We start from the raw sequence: 17,367 nt of genomic DNA on the forward strand, positions 1-17,367 counted from the left end.
CTATTGGGCGCGGGCTTGAGTCCAGCGCGAACCACCGAATGAGGCCAGCGCCTCGTCCTTGAGTTTCCTGAATTTCAAGGACGCCTCCGCCAGCCTCCGGTCCCAGTCGGGATCGGGCACCTGGCCTTCGATCGTCCTGAAATAGACCTGCATCAGGCAAGCGATGGCAAAGGGTTCGATGAAGGCGGCCTTGAAGGCCCAGGCGAAGACGATGGCGAGCACGAAGGCCCAGCCGCCGAGTTGGCCGGGCATGAACCAGAGGATGGCGCCGGCTGGCGCCAGCATCAGCAGAAAAATGACGAAGGAAATGCCCCACATGATCACCGCCAGCCAGATGGCGTTCTTGACCATGGTCTTGCCGTTCTGCGCGTAGAGCACGACGCCCTGGCGCGCCGTCTCGAAGGGCGAGGCGGAATTGGTGCGGATGTTGTAGCCGAGAATGACCTCGTCGACATAGGTCAGCGACAGGCGGATCACCGTGTTGATGGAGCTGACGAGACCGCCCAGGCCTGGGATGGGCAGAAAGGCGGCGATGCCGCCGATAAGACCGGTGATGGCGCGGATGGCGCCCTTGACCAGTTGGTCGAGCACGAAAAGGACGTTGGCCTCGGCGAAACGCTCCTTCACGACCTCCCTGGCATAGGCGATCTGGCCCCGGCCGCCGGGCACAGGCTGGCCGTCGATCAGATGGACCATGACCGCGATATGGCCGGCCTTGACGATGTAGAGGATGTATTCGCGTATCCAGTATACGGCGATGGAAACGACACCGAACCCGACCACGCCGCCCCACAAGGCAAATGACAGCGGCCCGTCCGGATCGGTTGAGACGTGGCCGACGCCATAGCCGACGCCGGCGCCCGTGCCGGTCGCCACGATATAGGTCAGCGTGATGCCGAAATAGACGATCATGCGAAAGACGATGAAGGGCCATGTCCGCATCATGATGGACACCGACCTGCCGATCTGGAAATCCCACATGCGCCCGAATCTCCCCCTCAGAGATGGAGGTAGAGGATGACTTCAGGCCGGCGATTGTCAATCTCGGGCTGGTCGGAGCGAGATCGCCAAGGGATTTCAGGTATTCTCCAGAGACTCGGACGACAGTTGCGGGCTGAACATCTCGCGCATTTTTCTGAGGTAATGCTCTTCCGAGGTCGTCCAGCGTAGCTCCGCGAGGAGTTTGCTGTCCGCGCCAGCGGGATAGCGGATCGTCCGCCCTTCGTCCGTCGCTGCCGCGAAGACAGCCTCGGCGACTTCCGTCTCGGTGCAATAAGGGGTCGGATAGTTGGCCATCTTCTCAAAATAGGATTGGGCGAAGGAGCCGTAATCCGCCGGGATCAAATCCTTCATGCGTGCGCCGCTGTTGGCGCTGAAGTTGGTGGTCGGCGCGTAGCCAGGCTCAACCAGCCGAGCCCTGATGTTGAACGCGTCCAACTCGTAGGACAGCGATTCGGTGAAGCCCTCGACGGCGCATTTGCTGGCGGCGTAGATCGCCACGAGCGGCATGATCCCGAGGGTGACGCTCGACGTGACGTTGATGATGACGCCGTGACCCTGTTTGCGCATTTGGGGGATGATGGCGCGGCTGGTCGCGAACACGCCAAAGGTGTTGGTTTCGAATATCTCGCGCACGGTGCTGTCCGGCGTCGCTTCAACGACCGATGCCAGTCCGACACCCGCATTGTTGGCGAGCACATCAATCGCTCCAAATGCGGCGACACCTTCCGAGATCGCCTTGCCGATGCTGCCGGTATCGGTGACATCGAGCGGCAGCACTTTCAGGCGATCGGAGGCGGTTGCGAACACGCTCGGATCGGGGCGCCGCATGGTCGCGATGACGTTCCAGCCCCGGTCGAGGAAGAATTCTGCAACGGACTTGCCATAGCCCGACGACGTGCCGGTAATCAGAATTGTCCTGGTCATTCAAATCTCCATTTTTCTGCCGGCAACATAGACAAGGACACAGGACGGTCTATAATCTGGCGTCCGCAATTCATTATCGATCGTCCAAATGGATCCTCTCAGCGATGTGATCGCACTGCTGCGGCCGCACGCCGTGTTCTCAAAGCCGATAACGGGCCGCGGGACATGGGGCGTTCGTTATCCCGCTTATCAGGCGCCGGGCTTCTCCATCGTGCTGGCGGGGCGATGCTGGCTCGCTATCGACGGGGCGAAGCCAGTGCTGCTCGATCATGGAGACTTCGTGCTGCTGGCCTCTTCGCCGGCATTCGCGCTGCTGAGCCAACCGGATGCCAAATGCGTTCCGGGCCGGCCTTCACAAGAAGCCGTCCGGCATGGCGATCCGAACGGTGAGCCTGACTTTCAGATGCTTGGCGGCAGCTTTCAGATCGACAAGGTCAATGCGCCGCTTCTGCTCGCGCTGCTGCCCACGATGATCCACATACGCGCTGCGGAAGTCGATACCGGGCGTCTCGCCCGCATCATCGATCTCATCAAGGAAGAGTGCGCCGCCGATGGGCCGGGCCGGGAAATGATCCTGGAACGGCTTCTCGAAATCATGCTGGTGGAGGGCCTGCGCTGGCCCGGCATCAGCCAGGATTTGCTTCCGGCGGGGCTGCTGTCGGGAATGCGGGACCCAGCCTTGGCTCCTGTCTTGCGCGCGATGCATGCCAATGTTCGGGCGGGATGGACCGTGGCTGAGCTCGCGAGTTTTGCCGGCATGTCGCGATCAGCGTTCGCGGCCAGGTTTTCCGAAACCCTGGGCTGCGCTCCGATGGAGTATCTTTCGCGTTGGCGAATGACGCTCGCTCGGGATGCCTTGAGCCGGGGCGGAAGGTCGCTTGACCGCCTCGCCGAAGAGATAGGCTATGATTCCGCCAGCGCCTTCAGTACGGCGTTTCGCCGACGCGTGGGATGCTCACCAGGCGCGTTCGCACGCTCCCACCGGAACGGGGACGCGAAGCAGGCCCTCCAGTAGCACGTTGAAGGCCTTCACGGCCTTTTTCGACGTGGCTCGCGGATCGTTTGAATTGGCGATCCACTGCGCGGCATGCAGCGACGCGCCGCTGATCAGCCGGGCGGCAGCTTCGACATCGACGGCCACGATGGTTCCCTCGTCCCGGAGCTTGCCAAGACTCTCCGCCATGGAGTGGATGCATTTATTCTGGCTCGGCCATTGCGAGGGGTCGCCGAGCACAGCAGGGCCGTCGCGAAGCACGATGCGCTGGATCTCCGGCTCCAGGGCCATCTCGATATAGGCCGTGCATTCATCGACAAAGCCCTGCCAGAAATTGTCCGCCCTGGCCGAGACGATTTTTAACCTTGCCGACATTTCAGCGTCGATCTCGGCGATGACCGCCTGAAGCAGCCCCTTCTTGTCGCCGAAATGATGATAGAGTGCGCCGCGCGTCAGGCCGGCCGACGCGGTGAAGTCATCCATCGAGGCTTCGGCATAGCCGACAGTTCCGAAGGCATGGCGGGCCGCGGCTATCAGCTTGGCGCGCGTCTCGGCGATCATCTCCTTGCGGGGTCTATGCATGGTTCTGGCCCTATCGACATACGCCTCGTATGCCAATTGACATACGATGCGTATGAACTACCTCATAGTCATACGCTGCGTATGTAATTGTCGAACCGTCCCTTGTCGAGGAGCCAGACCATGCAAAACCCGTACTCGGAAATTTTTCGCGCCCCCGGCGCCAAGGGCTTTGCAGCATCCGGCTTCGTTGCCCGGCTGCCGATCGCCATGGCTCCGATCGGGATCGTCGCGATGCTTTCGCAGACGCATGGCGAATACTGGCTGGCCGGCGCCGTCTCGGCGACATTCGCGCTGACCAACGCTTTCCTGGCACCGCAGATATCGCGACTGGTGGACCGCCTCGGCCAGACACGGATTCTCGTGCCCACCACAGTCGTTTCCGTGCTCGCCTTCGTCATACTGATTGCGGCGGCCAATCAGGACTGGCCGATATGGACGCTGTTCGTGTCCGCACTGCTGGCCGCCGCCATGCCCAGCATCCCGGCAATGGTGCGCGCGCGCTGGACCGAGATCTTCCGGGATCGCCCCGAACTCAACACCGCGTTCGCTTTCGAGTCGGCGGCGGACGAACTGGTCTACGTCGCCGGCGCATCGCTGTCGGTGGGCCTGAGCGTCGCCCTGTTTCCGGAAGCCGGAATGCTGGCGAGCACCTTGTTCCTCGCCTTCGGCTCGACGGCCTTCATAGTGCAGCGCTCGACCGAGCCGCGCGTGCGGCCGGTGGAGCATGGCTCAAGCGGCTCGGCCATCCGCCTGCGGCCGGTTCAGATCATCACCTTCGCCCTGATCTTCATCGGCGCTACCTTCGCGACCACGGAAGTGACCACCGTGGCGATCACCAAGGAGCTTGGCCAGCCGGGCGCCGCCAGCTTCGTCATCGGCGTCTATGCGCTGGGATCGTTCGTGCTGGGGATCATCGTCGGCGCGCTCAACCTGAAAATGCCGCTGCAGCGCCAGTTGGCAATCGCGATCGCCATCATCGCGCTGACCACACTGCCGCTGCTCGTCGCCGATACCGTGCCTACCCTGGCGCTGGCCGTCTTCATCAGCGGCGTGGCGATCTCGCCGACCTTCATCACGGCATTCGGCCTGATCGAGCGGCACGTGCCGGAAGCGATGCTGACCGAGGGCGTCACCTGGGTGATGACCGGGATAGGTATCGGCATGGCGCTCGGCTCCTTCGCCGCCGGGGCGGTGGTCGACGCGTTCGGCGCTCAGAACGGGTTCTTTGTGTCGGTGGCGGCAGGCACAATCGCACTCGCCACAGTGCTCATCGGACAGCGCAGCCTTGCGACACCGGATTGCGATCTGGAAGGATGCGAGGCGGTAGTTCCTGCCGAGTAACAGCCCGGCATCACCTGAATATCGACGGACCCTAGAGAATCTCGGTCCTGGCGATGTGAATGCCAAAACCTTCGAGGCCGACATAGTGGCGTTCGCGCGAGGCGATCAGGTTGATCGAGGAGATGCCGAGATCCTTCAGGATCTGGGCGCCTAGGCCGATCTCGCGCCACTCGTTCTCGCGGCGGCGCGCCTCTTCATGGTCCTCGCGATCGCCGGGCGCGGGGCGCTTGCGCTCCTGATGGGCGACGCCGACCGAGCCCTCGCGCAGATAGACGATGACGCCGCGCTTGCGCTCGCCCATCGCCTTCATGATGCCGTCCAGCCGGTGGCTGGTGCCGAAGACATCGCTCACGACATCCTCGGAATGCAGCCGCACCGGCACGTCCTCGCCGTCGCGGATGTCGCCGAAAACGATCGCGACGTGATGCATCGAATCCCAGGGCAGCGTGTAGGTGAAGACCTGCGCCTTGCCGCCCGGCGTCTCAATGTCGGAGCAGGCGACACGCTCGACCAGCGTTTCCTTGCGCTGGCGGTAGGCGATGAGGTCGGCGACCGATATCTGCTTCAGGCCGTGCTCCTCGGCGAACGCCTGCACCTGCGGGCCGCGCTTGACGGTGCCGTCATCGTTGACCAGCTCGGAAATGACCCCGATCGGCGGCAGGCCGGCGAGCTTGCACAGGTCGACCGCGGCCTCGGTATGGCCCGAACGCATCAGCACGCCGCCTTCGCGCGCAATCAGCGGGAAGATGTGGCCGGGGCGGACGAAATCGGAAGCGCCGACATTGCCGTTGGCGAGGTTGCGCACGGTCAGCGTGCGGTCGTCGGCTGAAATGCCTGTCGTGGTGCCGTGCTTGAAATCGACGCTGACGGTGAAGGCAGTGGTGTGGGCCGAATCATTGTCGGCGACCATCGGCTGCAGGTTCAGCCGCTTGGCTTCCTCGCGCGGCATCGGCGTGCATACGATGCCGGAGGTGTTGCGGACAATGAAGGCCATCTTTTCCGGCGTGCAGTGGACAGCCGCGACGATCAGGTCGCCCTCGTTCTCGCGGCCGTCATCATCCATGACGACGACGATCTCACCGCGCTCGAAGGCGCGCAGGGCTTCGACGATTTTCTTCTGGTCGTAAGGCATTGGCTCGCTTCGCTCGCAGGGAATAGGGAGTAGGGCAGTAGGGCAGTAGGGGAAAGGAAAAAATAGCTGTGTCAGGCGGCCAGGCTTACATACTGCCTACTGCCTACTGCCTACTCCCTGCCCCGTCTGTCCCCTATGGCGCAGATAGTGATCGGCAATCGCGCAGGCAACCATCGCCTCGCCGATCGGCACGGCGCGGATGCCGACGCACGGGTCGTGCCGGCCCTTGGTCATGATCTCGACGTCGCGGCCGTCCTTGTCGATCGATTTTCGCGGCGTCAGGATCGACGAGGTCGGCTTGACGGCGAAGCGCGCGACGATCGCCTGGCCGGTTGAAATACCGCCAAGGATGCCGCCGGCATTGTTGGACAGGAAGACCGGCTTGCCGTCATTGCCCATGCGCATCTCGTCGGCATTCTGTTCACCGGTGATGCGGGCGGCCTCGAAGCCATTGCCGATCTCGACGCCCTTGACGGCGTTGATCGACATCAGGCCCGAAGCGATGTCCTGGTCGAGCTTGGCATAGATCGGCGCGCCGAGGCCCGCGGGAACGCCGTCGGCGACGATCTCGATGACGGCGCCGACCGAGGAGCCCGACTTGCGGATGCCGTCGAGATATTGCGTGAAGACGGCCACCGATGCCGGATCCGGGGTGAAGAACGGGTTTTCGGCGTCGCTGACGAAATTCCAGTTCCAGTTGGCGCGGTCGATGGATTTTTCGCCCATCGACACCAGCGCGCCGCGCACCACCATGCCAGGCACCACCTTGCGGGCCAGGGCTCCGGCGGCCACCCGCGCCGCCGTCTCGCGTGCCGACGAGCGGCCGCCGCCGCGATAATCGCGCAGGCCGTATTTGACGTCATAGGTGTAGTCGGCATGACCCGGCCGGTACTGGCGGGCGATCTCGCCATAATCCTTGGAGCGCTGGTCGACATTCTCGATCAGCATCGACACCGGCGTGCCGGTGGTGATCATCGTCTCGCCGTCCTCGTCCAGAATAAAGCCGGACAGGATCTTGACCTCGTCGGGTTCGCGACGCTGCGTCACAAAACGTGACTGGCCGGGACGGCGCTTGTCGAGTTCGGCCTGGATATCGGCCTGCGTAAAACGGATACCGGGCGGACAACCGTCGACCACGCAGCCAAGCGCTGGCCCGTGGCTTTCGCCCCAGGTGGTGACGCGGAACAGATGGCCGAACGTGTTGTGAGACATGAAAGTGACCCTGCCCGGCAGCGGAGCCGGCTTAGAGTTGCCTTCTATTGGCGTTTTCCACAGTGGTCAAACTGTGATCCTGCGGATTTAGTTTTGACACATTCGGTTGGTTTCTGGTTCGCTTGACCGGTCCGTTGAACCCTCGCCGGCATCCTGCCGGCGCAACGATAAGAGGACGATGATGCGTATCCTGATTGGCGCCTTCGCCGCGACATTGCTTGTTTCCACCGCTGCCTTGGCCGGCCAGACCGAAGGCCTGATCAAGAAGGTGGACAAGGATACGCTGACGCTCACGCTCGACGACGGCAAAGCCTACAAGCTGAACGCCGAAACCGACCTCGATGCGCTGAAGCCGGGGATGGATATCGTGATCGCCTATGACGAGACGAATGGCGAGAATGTCGTCACCGACATGCAACTGCCGGATGGCGATTAAACGAATAGAGTTTTGCGGCGAGCCATCCTGAAGCCGGCGGTGGAAACGAGCACGGGCGCTATAGGCGGCCGTGGGGATACGCAGCATTGAATGACCGAAATGGGGCCGGAAGCCGTCAGTCCGCTTTTGCGGGTGAAGCACTACAAGCTGCCGTTAAAATCTCAATACCCAGGCTTCCACTTTTCCCTTGCCTTTGACTTCGATAGCGCCGCGCGGCTCGAAGACGAATTGGTCCTTGAGCTGTTCGTAGACGGGGCGCGTCACTTGAACAGAGTCGGGAACTCCACCAGACTCCATGCGGCTCGCCAGGTTCACTGTGTCACCCCATAAATCATAGATGTACTTACTCTTGCCAATGACGCCGGCGACCACTGGCCCACTGTTGACGCCAACCCTGAGCTTCATCGAGACGTTGTGTTCCATCGCGTGCTCGCGGGTAATGTGGACCATGCGGATGGCCATGCGGACCATGCGCTCGGCGTGGTTGGCCACCGGCACGGGTAGGCCGCACACCGCCATATAGGAGTCGCCCACCGTCTTGATCTTTTCGATGCCGAGATCATTGGCGGCAACGTCGAAGCGCGTGAAGAGTCCGTTGAGAAACATCACGACATCGTGCGGCGGCATTTCCGATGTCAGTGCCGTGAACCCGACCAGGTCTGCGAAGGCGACCGTGACCTCGGCGAAGCCGTCGGCGATCCTCTCCTCGCCAGCGCGCAGCCGATTGGCGATCGGTGCCGGCAGGACGTTGAGCAGCAGCTGCTCGTTCTCGCGGTTCTTGTTCTCGATCACGACATTCTTCTGGTGCAGATCCTTAACCATGCCATTGAAGGCCGAGCAGAGTTCGCCAATCTCGTCGCGCGTGCGGACCGGCACGCTGGTCGCATAGTCGCCAGCAGAGAAGCGTTTCACCCCGGCAGTGAGATCGCGGAGCGGTCCGAGCAGCGCGCGCGAAAGCCAGGCGGCGGTGGCGGCGACCACGAGCATCGCCAGTCCTCCGACGAGCAACAGATCCCGGCGGAGTTCGGCGATCGGCGCGAAGGCCTCGGCGCTGTCGATCTTGGCGACGAGAGCCCACTTGACATCGGAAATCGCAAGCGGTCCCCATGAAGCGAGCGTTGGTACGCCACGGTATCCGATGATCTCGCCCGTGCCCTCGACACCGGCGAGCGCGGCACGGGAGGCCTTGGTGTCGATGCGCTGATGCAACACTGGTGTCCCGTAACGCTGAATGACGGCGATCTCCTCTTCCGAGGCGCCGACGGATTTGAGGTCGGCGAAGAAGCTATCCCGGTTCTCGTAGAACGCCCGCGGGCCAGAACGCGCCAGATAATCGGGTCCGACGAGATAGGCCCCACCCGTGTCGCCGAACCCTTCCTGCCGCCAGCGGCGGTTGCCGGTGACGACGTTGTCGATCTCATCATTCGACAATTGCGCGACCAGCACGCCGATGACAACGCCCTGGGCAATCACCGGTGCTGCCATGAAGGCGATCGGCGCGCCGCCTGATGGCGCATAAGAGGCGAAATCTACGAGGCAGATGGCTGACGGGTCTGCGATCGAGCAGCGAGCGACGGCAGCCGCGACGTTGGTGCGGCGGTAAGGACCCAACTGAAGAGACGTGGTGAAATCCACCTGCTTCTCGACCGTATAGATCAGGCGACCTGATTTGGGATCGGCAATCATGAAATCGAAAAAGCCGACCGTGGTAGCCGCAGCGCGCATCAATGGATGATATATGGCATGCAGCCTGGAGTATTCGCTTCCGTCGCCGGCGTCGTCGAGAAGCTTGCGCCGCTCCGCCGGGTTGGGATTTTCCACAATGTAGTGATACTGCAGATAGTAGGGGGCACCACCGACCGGCAGGTAGTCCGACAGGGCTGGTTCCCTGCCCAAGGTGCGCGTCATTCCGGGGATGAAGTTCTCAGCATACCAATCGCCGACCCTCTGCCGCAACTCAGGCGGCGCGCCTGCCCGATCGAGTTGGTCGACCGCAGTTCGGAACTCGCGTGTCGCATCGACCACCATCTTGGAAGTGGCAAGCAGGCGCAGCTCCGCCTGGATCGTGCGGAAGTAGGTTTCGACCTGGCGCGCCTTCGTCTGACGGGCGGCCGTGAGTTGGTCGAAGACTGCTTTTTCGAGGGCGTCGCGGGCGCGGAAGTAACCGAGCGCCCCGGTGACCATGACCGCGATCGCGCCAAGAAGGACGAGGGTTGTAAACAGCTTTGCAGCCAATCCCCAGCCCGCGGGGCTGGATGAGCCGGTCACATCTGAAGAAGACATGAGATCTTACTTTGCTTTTGCATCAGGTCTTCGGAAACAGGAGCGTCGGCGTCGCGCCGGATGGCAAGCCAGGATCGTGTTTCATCTGTTTCCCCCTCTCCCTCGCATATGCATACCAAATTTACTGCGAGACGTGTGCGGGAATGCGTTGTCGATTTTGCCCATGGGACCGCACGGCGCAGAAGCGTCGCGGCCGCACGGACACCGTCCTCTCGTTCTATCGCTGGGTTAGCAACTATACTCACCAACTGCATAGTGCCGCACCGTGCGCCGTGCCATCCCAGCGAGCAAACGGTTACGGCCGTGCCTCGCGCTTCGGCTTCTCGCATTTCGGCAACTTTTCCGCCGAGAACTAGCGCCAGTTTGCGGAACCGCCCTCGATGAAGCTCGCCAAGGCGCTCGGAACGAGTTAGCCCGTCGCGAAACCCCACTGTAATTGGGTCAAGACGGAATTCATCCCGGCATGAGCCGACCGTCTGCTTTTGGGAAACGACCAGGGAGGCCTAAATGTCGGATATGAGGCGCAAAGCCGCCATTCGCTGCCATCAATATCCCAGAAGGGGCCAAACCCGATCGCTCAGATCGATTGGACGCTACAACCACTCCAGCCTCCGGCCCTCCAGCCGGAGCAGGCGATCCTGCGGCACGTCCATCCTGACCGCGTCTTGCGCGGACATCCCCAGCACAAGGCGGAACAGCGCGCGCACGACGCCGCCATGGGTCACGCAGACCGTTTGGCGATCGAGTGCCTCAAACCACGGCTTCACCCGTTCGAGCAGCCTCTGGTAGCTTTCGGCGCCCTCGCCCGGCGGCTGGAAATTCCATTTGTCGAGGCGCCGTTGCCTGGTCGAACCGGGATCCCTGGCCTCGAGCTCGGCAAAGGTGAAACCCTGCCAGTCGCCAAAGCTCAACTCCACCAGCAGCGGCTCGGTGCGGTAGGCGTGCGGATCGAGCTTCATCGCCGCGCGCATCAGCTCCATCGTCTCGCGCGTGCGCCGCATCGGGCTTGAGACAAAGTCGAAATCCTGAGGATTATGGACGAATTCGGCGAGCCGGCGCCCGTTGCGGCTGGCCTGCTCGCGGCCGCGCGCATTGAGGTCGGTGTCGGCCTGTCCTTGCAGCCGGGCCTCGGCGTTCCACTCGGTCTGGCCGTGGCGCGCGATGTAGACGAGCGGATACATCAGGTCTTCCGGGTGAGATCTGGAGCAGACAGGCAGGATTGGTGTTCGTGGAAGGAACTAGTCCTTGACGGTCGAAATGTCGGGTGCGTCGACGGCCTTCATGCCGACGACATGGTAGCCGGAATCGACATGGTGGATCTCGCCGGTGACGCCGCGTGAAAGGTCGGACAGGAAATAGACGGCTGAATCGCCGACTTCCTCCTGGGTGACCGTCTGTTTCAGCGGCGAATTGTATTCGTTCCACTTCAGGATGTAGCGGAAATCGCCGATGCCGGAGGCGGCTAGCGTCTTGATCGGCCCCGCCGAGATGGCGTTGACACGGATCTTCCTGGCGCCGAGATCGACGGCCAGATAGCGCACGCTGGCTTCGAGCGCCGCCTTGGCCACACCCATGACGTTGTAGTGCGGCATCACCTTTTCCGCGCCATAATAGGTCAGCGTCAGCAGCGAACCGCCCTCGCTCATCAGCGCCTCGGCGCGCTTGGCGATGGTGGTGAAGGAATACACCGAAATGTCCATGGTGCGCAGGAAATTGTCGCGCGTCGTCTCGACATAACGGCCGGTCAGCTCGTCCTTGTCGGAAAAGGCGATGGCGTGGACGAGGAAGTCGAGCTTGCCCCAATGCCTGGCGATATCGGCGAACACCGCATCGAGGCTTGCCGGGTCGGTGACGTCGCAATGGCCGGCGACATGCGCGTTGAGCTCGGCCGCCAGCGGCTCGACGCGCTTCTTGAACGCCTCGCCCTGATAGGTGAGCGCGATCTCGGCGCCGTGGTCGACACAGGCCTTGGCGATGCCATAGGCGATAGACCGGTTGTTCGCGACGCCAAGGATAAGCCCGCGTTTGCCGGCCATAATGCCCAGTCCACCCGCCATGTGAGTGCTCTCCGCAAGATTTCTGCTTTGTGGACAGCCCTATCGCACAGGCACAGTGCCCCTTCAAGCGTGCAAGATGGACAGTTCGGGGGACAAAAGCGTGAGATCAGCCTTTTCGGTTGCGCATCAGCGCTTCGAGATCGCTGTCGCCGCCTTCCGGCAGCATCAGCCGCACATGCGCATAGAGATCGCCGTGACCGCCGGCTTTTTCCGGCAGGCCCCTGCCCTTCAGCCTGAGCACCTTGTCCGAGCTTGACCAGGCGGGGATGTTGACCGCGAGCTTGCCGGTCGGCGTCTCGACCGCCACCTTGGCGCCAAGCACTGCATCGGCCAGCGCCACCGGCAGATCGGCATGCAGGTCGCGACCATCGACGCGATAACGTGGATGCCGGCGAAAGCGGATCTTGACCAGCGCGTCGCCCGGCTGCGGCCCTTGCTCGCCCTGGCCCTTCAGGCGGATGGTCTGGCCGTCCTCGACATAGGCCGGCAGCTTGACGGCGATCTTGCGGCCGTCGGGAAACATCGCCGTCACCTTCTCCGCTGTCGCAGCTTCCTCGATGGTTATATCCAGCGTCACGTTCAGGTCGGCGCCCGGCTGGGCCTGCCAGCGGTCGCCAGCACCAGCGCCGCGCGCGCCCGAAAAGGCATCGCCGAAAATCTGGCTGAAGATATCGCTGTTGCCGTCGAAAGGATCGCCGCCGGGGCGACCGGAGCGAAATTCGAATCGCGATCCGCCCGGCCCCTGCTGCCGGCGAAAGCCGGAAAAAGGATCGCCGCCGCCCGCGGCGCCTTCGAAACCCTGGAAACGCGGCTTGCCGTCGGCGTCGATCTCGCCGCGATCGAAAGCCGCGCGGGCCTTCTCGTCACCGACGATCTCGTAAGCCTGGTTGGCGGCGGCAAAACGGTCCTTCGCCTTGGGATCATTCGGATTCTGGTCCGGATGATGCTTCTTGGCGAGTTTGCGGTACGCCGATTTTATGTCCTTGGCCGATGCGTTCTTGGCAACGCCCAGCACCTCATAGGGGTCGCGCATGCTTCCTGCCTGCAAGAGAGTATGAGTCCACGATTGCCACCTATATGCGCCCGCATAGGAAGAAATTCCAGTGGCGGGCGGCCATTATGATGGCTGAAAATCAGAGCGCCTTGAAGTCCTGCATGCGCCAGGCGCCGGCGCCGGCCAGGCACACCTCGCCCTTGAACAGGGCGACGCCGTCGAAGCTTTCGCGCGACGCGGTGAAACGGCGGCACGTCTGCCCCTTGTCCCTGGACTCCGCCAGTTCGGTAATCGAGCCGCGCGAACCGGTATCGGCATTCGCCCAGGGAACGGCCTGCCCGCTGAGTTGCTCGATGTCGGCCGAAGACACCGCATTGCCGATCGTCGTCTGGTCCGAGGCGCGGTCCTGATCGACCAGCGAAGCGTTGGCTGACGTGCTTGAGGTCAGGATCGTGCGGTCGACCTCGGCCTGCTCCAGACTGAAGCCTCCACCACCGCAGGCGGCCAGCGGCAGGGCGACCAGAACGATCGCGGCTTTGGCGCTGGCCGAAGCAATTACGCTGCGTTGCCTGCTGTCAAAAGCTTGCGCGATACGCGACAATCGGCAATCTCCCCAGCCAGCTATCAAGATTTGGAAAAACTATGAGCGAAACCGGGTTAACAAGCGGTGACTTTACCGAGGTCGCCGAGCCGTTCCGCCTTTTTGCCGCATGGCTCGAGGACGCGACGAAGAGCGAGATCAACGATGCCAACGGCGTGGCGCTGGCGACCGTCGATGCCGAGGGCATGCCGGATGTGCGGATGGTGCTGCTCAAGGGGTTCGATGAAAGCGGGTTTGTCTTCTATACGAATTTCGAGAGCGCCAAGGGCCGCGAGATTCTTGGCAGCATGAAGGCGGCGATGTGCTTCCATTGGAAATCGCTGCGCCGGCAGGTGCGCGTGCGGGGGCCGGTGGAAATCGTCACCGAGGCGGAAGCGGATGCCTACTACGCGACGCGCCCGCGCGGCAGCCGCATCGGCGCCTGGGCGTCGAAACAGTCGCGGCCGCTGGAAAGCCGCTTCGCGCTGGAAAAGGCCGTTGCCGAATACACCGCGCGCTATCCGATCGGTGAGATCCCGCGGCCAAAGCACTGGTCGGGCTTCCGCATCGTGCCGCAGACGATCGAGTTCTGGCACGACCGGCCGTTCCGGCTGCATGATCGCATCGTCTTTTCCCGCAATTCCCAGGGCGGCTGGGACAAGACGAGGCTTTATCCCTAAAACGCTGACGCTCAGGCTTTTTTCCTGGTCATGAAGGCCGTCAGCGCCGCGCGGGCCTCGTCGGATTTCAATTGCTCGCGGAAATGGGCGCTCTCCTCGCCGATGCGGGCGACAAGGTCCTCGCGGGAGCCGCGCATCAGGTCGCGCGCGATCTTCAGCGCCTGCGGCGGCTTGGCGGCGATCTGGGCGGCGGCGGCCAGAACCGAGGCTTCGAGCGCCTCTTCTGCGACCACCTCGTAGATCAGCCCGGCGGCTTTGGCACGCTCGGCGGAAAAGCCTTCGCCGAGCCCAAGCAGCGCGAAGGCGCCTTGCCGGCCGAGCACCTGCGGCGCGAGCAGGCTAGATCCGGCCTCGGGCACCAGGCCGAGATCGACGAAGGGCGTGCGGAATACGGTGCGCGGCGTGGCGAAAGTCAAATCGCAATGCAAATTGAGCGTGGTGCCGATACCGACGGCGATACCGTCGACGCCCGACACAATGGGCTTTTCCGCCCTGGCCAGCGCCATCAGGAAATCCCAGACCTCGGTGCCGCCCTCGCCGCCGGTGGCGACAACCATGAAATCGGCAAGATCGTTGCCGGACGAGAAGGCGCCGGGCACGCCCAAAAAGACATGGACGCGGACCGCCGGATCGGCGTCGCCCTCGACAAGGGCGGCCGACATTTTCGCATACATGGCGCGCGTCAGCGCATTCTTCTTGTCCGGACGGTTCATGCGGATGATCTGGATGGCGCCCTGGCGCTCGACGAGGATATGGTCTGTCACGGTTTTTCCTTGTGAACGTCAGACTGGAAAATTCAGGCGGAAATCAGCGCCTTGCCGGCGTCGGCAAGGCTTTTGGCGCCGCCAATGACGCGCTCCTTCAGCGCCCGCACCTCGCCAAGCAGGTTTTCGGCAAAGAAGCGGCACAGCGGCACGCGGGTTTGGTCGGCAAGCCCGCCGCGCGCCAGATAGGCGCCGCCGGCGGCAAGCGAGAACAGCCTGAGATAGGGCGTGGCGCCGGCCAGCGCCGCGTCCGAACGACCATCGGCGAGCAGCTTCTGCAGGAAGCGCGTCGCTTCATTAAGATCGTCCAGTGCCTGGTCGAGGCTGTCGGCCGTGCGGCCGAAACCCCCGAGGTTCGAGGTCCGCACGGAATTGGCGACCGCTTTCAGTTCGGCGATGTAGCCATGCACATGCTCGCCGCCGCCGAGCGGCAATTTGCGCGCCACCAGATCGATCGCCTGGATGCCGTTGGTGCCTTCGTAGATCGGTGCGATGCGCGCGTCGCGATAGAGTGCCGCCGCGCCGGTCTCCTCGATGAACCCCATGCCGCCATGCACCTGCAGCCCAAGCGAGGCGACCTCGACGCCGATATCGGTGGAGAAGGCCTTGGCCAGCGGCGTCAGCAGATTGGCGCGGTCGCGCCAATGCGCGGCGTCGCCGTCCAAGACGCGCGCGCAATCGATGGCATGCGCGCAGGAATAGCTGATGGATCGCGCAATCTGCGTCAGCGCCTTCATGGTCAAGAGATTGCGCTGCACGTCGGGGTGATGAACGATCGGCGCCATGCCAGGCCCGCCATAGCTCGCAGCCTTGCCTTGCCGGCGTTCATTGGCATAGGCAATCGCCTTCTGCGTCGCCATCTCGGCGACCGCGACGCCCTGCATGCCGATGGCAAGGCGGGCATTGTTCATCATGGTGAACATGCAGGCGAGGCCCTTGTTCTCCTCGCCGACCAGCCAGCCGATCGCGCCAGGCGACGCGCCTTCGAAACCATCACCATAGATCATGGTGCAGGTTGGCGAGGCATGGATACCGAGCTTGTGTTCCAGCCCGGAGCAGAAGACGTCGTTGCGCGCGCCGAGCGTGCCATCGTCGCCAACCAGGAATTTCGGCACCAGGAACAGCGAAATGCCACGCGTGCCGGCCGGCGCGTCGGGCAGCCGCGCCAGCACCAGATGGACGATGTTGTCGGTGAGATCGTGCTCGCCATAGGTGATGAATATCTTCTGGCCGAAGATACGATAGGTGCCGTCGCCGGCCGGCTCGGCGCGGGCGCGCAAGGCATTCAGATCCGAGCCCGCCTGCGGCTCGGTCAGGTTCATCGTGCCCATCCATTCGCCGGAGACGAGTTTTTCGAGGTATTTTGCCTTCAGTTCCCGCGACGCATGCTTGTCGAGCGCTTCGACCGCGCCCATGGTCAGCGTCGGACCCACGCCGAAGGCCATGGCGGCGGAGTTCCACATTTCGAGCGCGGCAACGCCGAGCATGGTCGGCAGACCCTGACCGCCGAATTCTTCCGGCGCCGACAGCGCGTTCCAGCCGCCATCGATCCAGCGGCGATAAAGCACCTTCCAGCCGGGAGGCATGGTGACCGCCGCATCCTTCAGCACAGCGCCTTGTTCGTCACCGACCTTGTAGAGCGGCGCCACCTCCTCGCTGGCGAAGCGGCCGGCTTCCGCCAGAATGGCGTCGACGAGGTCTTCGCCCAGCTCGCCAAAGGCGCCTGCGTCGAGCGCCAGCTTCAGGCCAGCCACGTGCTTCAACGTGAAGGCGATATCCTCGACCGGTGCCCGATACATGCCGTTTTGTCCTCCTCAACTGGCGGATCAACCTAAGACCGCAGGCGATGCAAAACCATCGGTCCTTGGGTCGCTCCTCCATCTTCTTTTTACGTAAACGTCAACTTTTGTCACGCGGATTTTGCAAATGCCGCAGCGCCCGTTAAATTTGCCAAAGTCGGATCAAGTTCGTCCGGCGCAAGACCCTGGATCGGAACCGCGCCATGCTGGCCAGACCTGACGCCTATCGCTGCATCGAATGCGGCCTGCCCTATCGGTCGACAGGCTTTTCCTATCATAAGGGCATGATCGAAAACGGCGCGGCCTACTGGTCGGACCGTGGCATCTTGTGTTCGCCGCAATGTTCGCTGGCCCATCATCGCAAGCGCGCGGCCGAAGGAACGCTGCCGCAAGCGCCGGCGCCCGACCCGTTCGAAATCCAGCCACTCTCGCGCCGTTGATGACCAGTTGGACGATCAACAGTGTTCGAACCGCAGTATCCTCCGGCTGCCAAAAGCATTTCCTTAACCATGGCGGTTCAGGATCGGCGTTTGGTCAGCGGAAATTCCCTGTTTGAAGAAACCGGCACACCCACTTCGCCGCTTGGT

The 17,367-nt window shown here is 62.9% G+C and carries 17 protein-coding genes; 5 read left to right on the forward strand and 12 right to left on the reverse strand.

Annotated features, from left to right (window positions below):
- Complete coding sequence (locus C9427_RS15735) at window positions 1-981, reverse strand: hypothetical protein (RefSeq protein ID WP_107650041.1); 981 nt, start codon at window positions 979-981, stop codon at window positions 1-3.
- Between the two features lie 96 nt (window positions 982-1,077).
- Window positions 1,078-1,926, reverse strand: a complete 849-nt coding sequence (locus C9427_RS15740; protein ID WP_107650042.1) for an SDR family oxidoreductase — start codon at window positions 1,924-1,926, stop codon at window positions 1,078-1,080.
- Between the two features lie 88 nt (window positions 1,927-2,014).
- Here C9427_RS15740 and C9427_RS15745 point away from each other — a divergent pair, with 88 nt between their 5' ends.
- Window positions 2,015-2,941 carry an AraC family transcriptional regulator gene (locus tag C9427_RS15745; protein ID WP_107650043.1) on the forward strand — a complete coding sequence of 309 codons (927 nt, stop codon included), beginning with the start codon at window positions 2,015-2,017 and terminating at the stop codon, window positions 2,939-2,941.
- On the opposite strand, the gene C9427_RS15750 is transcribed toward C9427_RS15745, so the two are convergent.
- Window positions 2,882-3,502, reverse strand: a complete 621-nt coding sequence (locus C9427_RS15750; protein ID WP_107650044.1) for a TetR/AcrR family transcriptional regulator — start codon at window positions 3,500-3,502, stop codon at window positions 2,882-2,884. The two genes, C9427_RS15745 and C9427_RS15750, sit on opposite strands and share 60 nt — an antisense overlap.
- A 120-nt stretch (window positions 3,503-3,622) precedes the next feature.
- Between C9427_RS15750 and C9427_RS15755 the strand changes: the two genes are divergently transcribed.
- Window positions 3,623-4,843, forward strand: coding sequence for an MFS transporter (locus C9427_RS15755; RefSeq protein ID WP_107650045.1), 1,221 nt, complete (start codon window positions 3,623-3,625; stop codon window positions 4,841-4,843).
- A 31-nt stretch (window positions 4,844-4,874) separates the two neighbouring features.
- On the opposite strand, the gene ribB is transcribed toward C9427_RS15755, so the two are convergent.
- Window positions 4,875-5,975: a 3,4-dihydroxy-2-butanone-4-phosphate synthase gene (ribB, locus tag C9427_RS15760; RefSeq protein WP_107650046.1), complete on the reverse strand. Its 1,101-nt coding sequence runs from the start codon at window positions 5,973-5,975 to the stop codon at window positions 4,875-4,877.
- A 96-nt stretch (window positions 5,976-6,071) separates the two neighbouring features.
- Window positions 6,072-7,187: a chorismate synthase gene (aroC, locus tag C9427_RS15765; RefSeq protein ID WP_107650047.1), complete on the reverse strand. Its 1,116-nt coding sequence runs from the start codon at window positions 7,185-7,187 to the stop codon at window positions 6,072-6,074.
- Window positions 7,188-7,368: 181 nt separating this feature from the next.
- Here aroC and C9427_RS15770 point away from each other — a divergent pair, with 181 nt between their 5' ends.
- Window positions 7,369-7,623 (forward strand): DUF1344 domain-containing protein, encoded by a 255-nt coding sequence (locus C9427_RS15770; protein ID WP_107650178.1) that lies wholly within the window; start codon window positions 7,369-7,371, stop codon window positions 7,621-7,623.
- Window positions 7,624-7,776: 153 nt separating this feature from the next.
- On the opposite strand, the gene C9427_RS15775 is transcribed toward C9427_RS15770, so the two are convergent.
- From C9427_RS15775 to C9427_RS15795, 5 genes are all read right to left on the reverse strand, one after another.
- On the reverse strand, window positions 7,777-9,906 hold the full coding sequence (locus tag C9427_RS15775; protein ID WP_208636372.1) for an adenylate/guanylate cyclase domain-containing protein: 2,130 nt from the start codon (window positions 9,904-9,906) through the stop codon (window positions 7,777-7,779).
- A gap of 593 nt (window positions 9,907-10,499) precedes the next feature.
- Window positions 10,500-11,087 carry a histidine phosphatase family protein gene (locus C9427_RS15780; RefSeq protein ID WP_107650049.1) on the reverse strand — a complete coding sequence of 196 codons (588 nt, stop codon included), beginning with the start codon at window positions 11,085-11,087 and terminating at the stop codon, window positions 10,500-10,502.
- A gap of 57 nt (window positions 11,088-11,144) precedes the next feature.
- Complete coding sequence (gene fabI, locus C9427_RS15785; RefSeq protein WP_107650050.1) at window positions 11,145-11,963, reverse strand: enoyl-ACP reductase FabI; 819 nt, start codon at window positions 11,961-11,963, stop codon at window positions 11,145-11,147.
- Between the two features lie 106 nt (window positions 11,964-12,069).
- A complete protein-coding gene (locus C9427_RS15790; RefSeq protein WP_107650051.1) occupies window positions 12,070-12,996 on the reverse strand; it encodes a DnaJ C-terminal domain-containing protein in 927 nt (308 codons plus the stop codon).
- Between the two features lie 100 nt (window positions 12,997-13,096).
- Complete coding sequence (locus tag C9427_RS15795; protein WP_107650052.1) at window positions 13,097-13,558, reverse strand: RT0821/Lpp0805 family surface protein; 462 nt, start codon at window positions 13,556-13,558, stop codon at window positions 13,097-13,099.
- A 41-nt stretch (window positions 13,559-13,599) separates the two neighbouring features.
- Here C9427_RS15795 and pdxH point away from each other — a divergent pair, with 41 nt between their 5' ends.
- Window positions 13,600-14,217 (forward strand): pyridoxamine 5'-phosphate oxidase, encoded by a 618-nt coding sequence (gene pdxH / locus C9427_RS15800; RefSeq protein ID WP_107650053.1) that lies wholly within the window; start codon window positions 13,600-13,602, stop codon window positions 14,215-14,217.
- 11 nt (window positions 14,218-14,228) lie between these two features.
- Here pdxH and C9427_RS15805 read toward each other — a convergent pair whose 3' ends face one another.
- Both C9427_RS15805 and C9427_RS15810 read right to left on the reverse strand, forming a co-directional pair.
- Complete coding sequence (locus tag C9427_RS15805) at window positions 14,229-14,981, reverse strand: crotonase/enoyl-CoA hydratase family protein (protein WP_107650054.1); 753 nt, start codon at window positions 14,979-14,981, stop codon at window positions 14,229-14,231.
- 32 nt (window positions 14,982-15,013) lie between these two features.
- Complete coding sequence (locus tag C9427_RS15810; protein ID WP_107650055.1) at window positions 15,014-16,780, reverse strand: acyl-CoA dehydrogenase family protein; 1,767 nt, start codon at window positions 16,778-16,780, stop codon at window positions 15,014-15,016.
- A gap of 203 nt (window positions 16,781-16,983) precedes the next feature.
- Between C9427_RS15810 and C9427_RS15815 the strand changes: the two genes are divergently transcribed.
- Window positions 16,984-17,220, forward strand: coding sequence for a hypothetical protein (locus C9427_RS15815; protein WP_107650056.1), 237 nt, complete (start codon window positions 16,984-16,986; stop codon window positions 17,218-17,220).
- The last annotated feature ends 147 nt before the right edge of the window (window positions 17,221-17,367 follow it).

The organism is Mesorhizobium helmanticense (genome assembly GCF_003034915.1).
Lineage (GTDB): Bacteria > Pseudomonadota > Alphaproteobacteria > Rhizobiales > Rhizobiaceae > Mesorhizobium > Mesorhizobium helmanticense.

Bases quoted from the DNA above. Each gene is read 5' to 3' on its own strand.
- C9427_RS15735 (WP_107650041.1), bottom strand. From the start codon at position 981: ATGTGGGATTTCCAGATCGGCAGGTCGGTGTCCATCATGATGCGGACA.
- C9427_RS15740 (WP_107650042.1), bottom strand. From the start codon at position 1,926: ATGACCAGGACAATTCTGATTACCGGCACGTCGTCGGGCTATGGCAAG.
- C9427_RS15745 (WP_107650043.1), top strand. From the start codon at position 2,015: ATGGATCCTCTCAGCGATGTGATCGCACTGCTGCGGCCGCACGCCGTG.
- C9427_RS15750 (WP_107650044.1), bottom strand. From the start codon at position 3,502: ATGCATAGACCCCGCAAGGAGATGATCGCCGAGACGCGCGCCAAGCTG.
- C9427_RS15755 (WP_107650045.1), top strand. From the start codon at position 3,623: ATGCAAAACCCGTACTCGGAAATTTTTCGCGCCCCCGGCGCCAAGGGC.
- ribB (WP_107650046.1), bottom strand. From the start codon at position 5,975: ATGCCTTACGACCAGAAGAAAATCGTCGAAGCCCTGCGCGCCTTCGAG.
- aroC (WP_107650047.1), bottom strand. From the start codon at position 7,187: ATGTCTCACAACACGTTCGGCCATCTGTTCCGCGTCACCACCTGGGGC.
- C9427_RS15770 (WP_107650178.1), top strand. From the start codon at position 7,369: ATGCGTATCCTGATTGGCGCCTTCGCCGCGACATTGCTTGTTTCCACC.
- C9427_RS15775 (WP_208636372.1), bottom strand. From the start codon at position 9,906: ATGTCTTCTTCAGATGTGACCGGCTCATCCAGCCCCGCGGGCTGGGGA.
- C9427_RS15780 (WP_107650049.1), bottom strand. From the start codon at position 11,087: ATGTATCCGCTCGTCTACATCGCGCGCCACGGCCAGACCGAGTGGAAC.
- fabI (WP_107650050.1), bottom strand. From the start codon at position 11,963: ATGGCGGGTGGACTGGGCATTATGGCCGGCAAACGCGGGCTTATCCTT.
- C9427_RS15790 (WP_107650051.1), bottom strand. From the start codon at position 12,996: ATGCGCGACCCCTATGAGGTGCTGGGCGTTGCCAAGAACGCATCGGCC.
- pdxH (WP_107650053.1), top strand. From the start codon at position 13,600: ATGAGCGAAACCGGGTTAACAAGCGGTGACTTTACCGAGGTCGCCGAG.
- C9427_RS15810 (WP_107650055.1), bottom strand. From the start codon at position 16,780: ATGTATCGGGCACCGGTCGAGGATATCGCCTTCACGTTGAAGCACGTG.
- C9427_RS15815 (WP_107650056.1), top strand. From the start codon at position 16,984: ATGCTGGCCAGACCTGACGCCTATCGCTGCATCGAATGCGGCCTGCCC.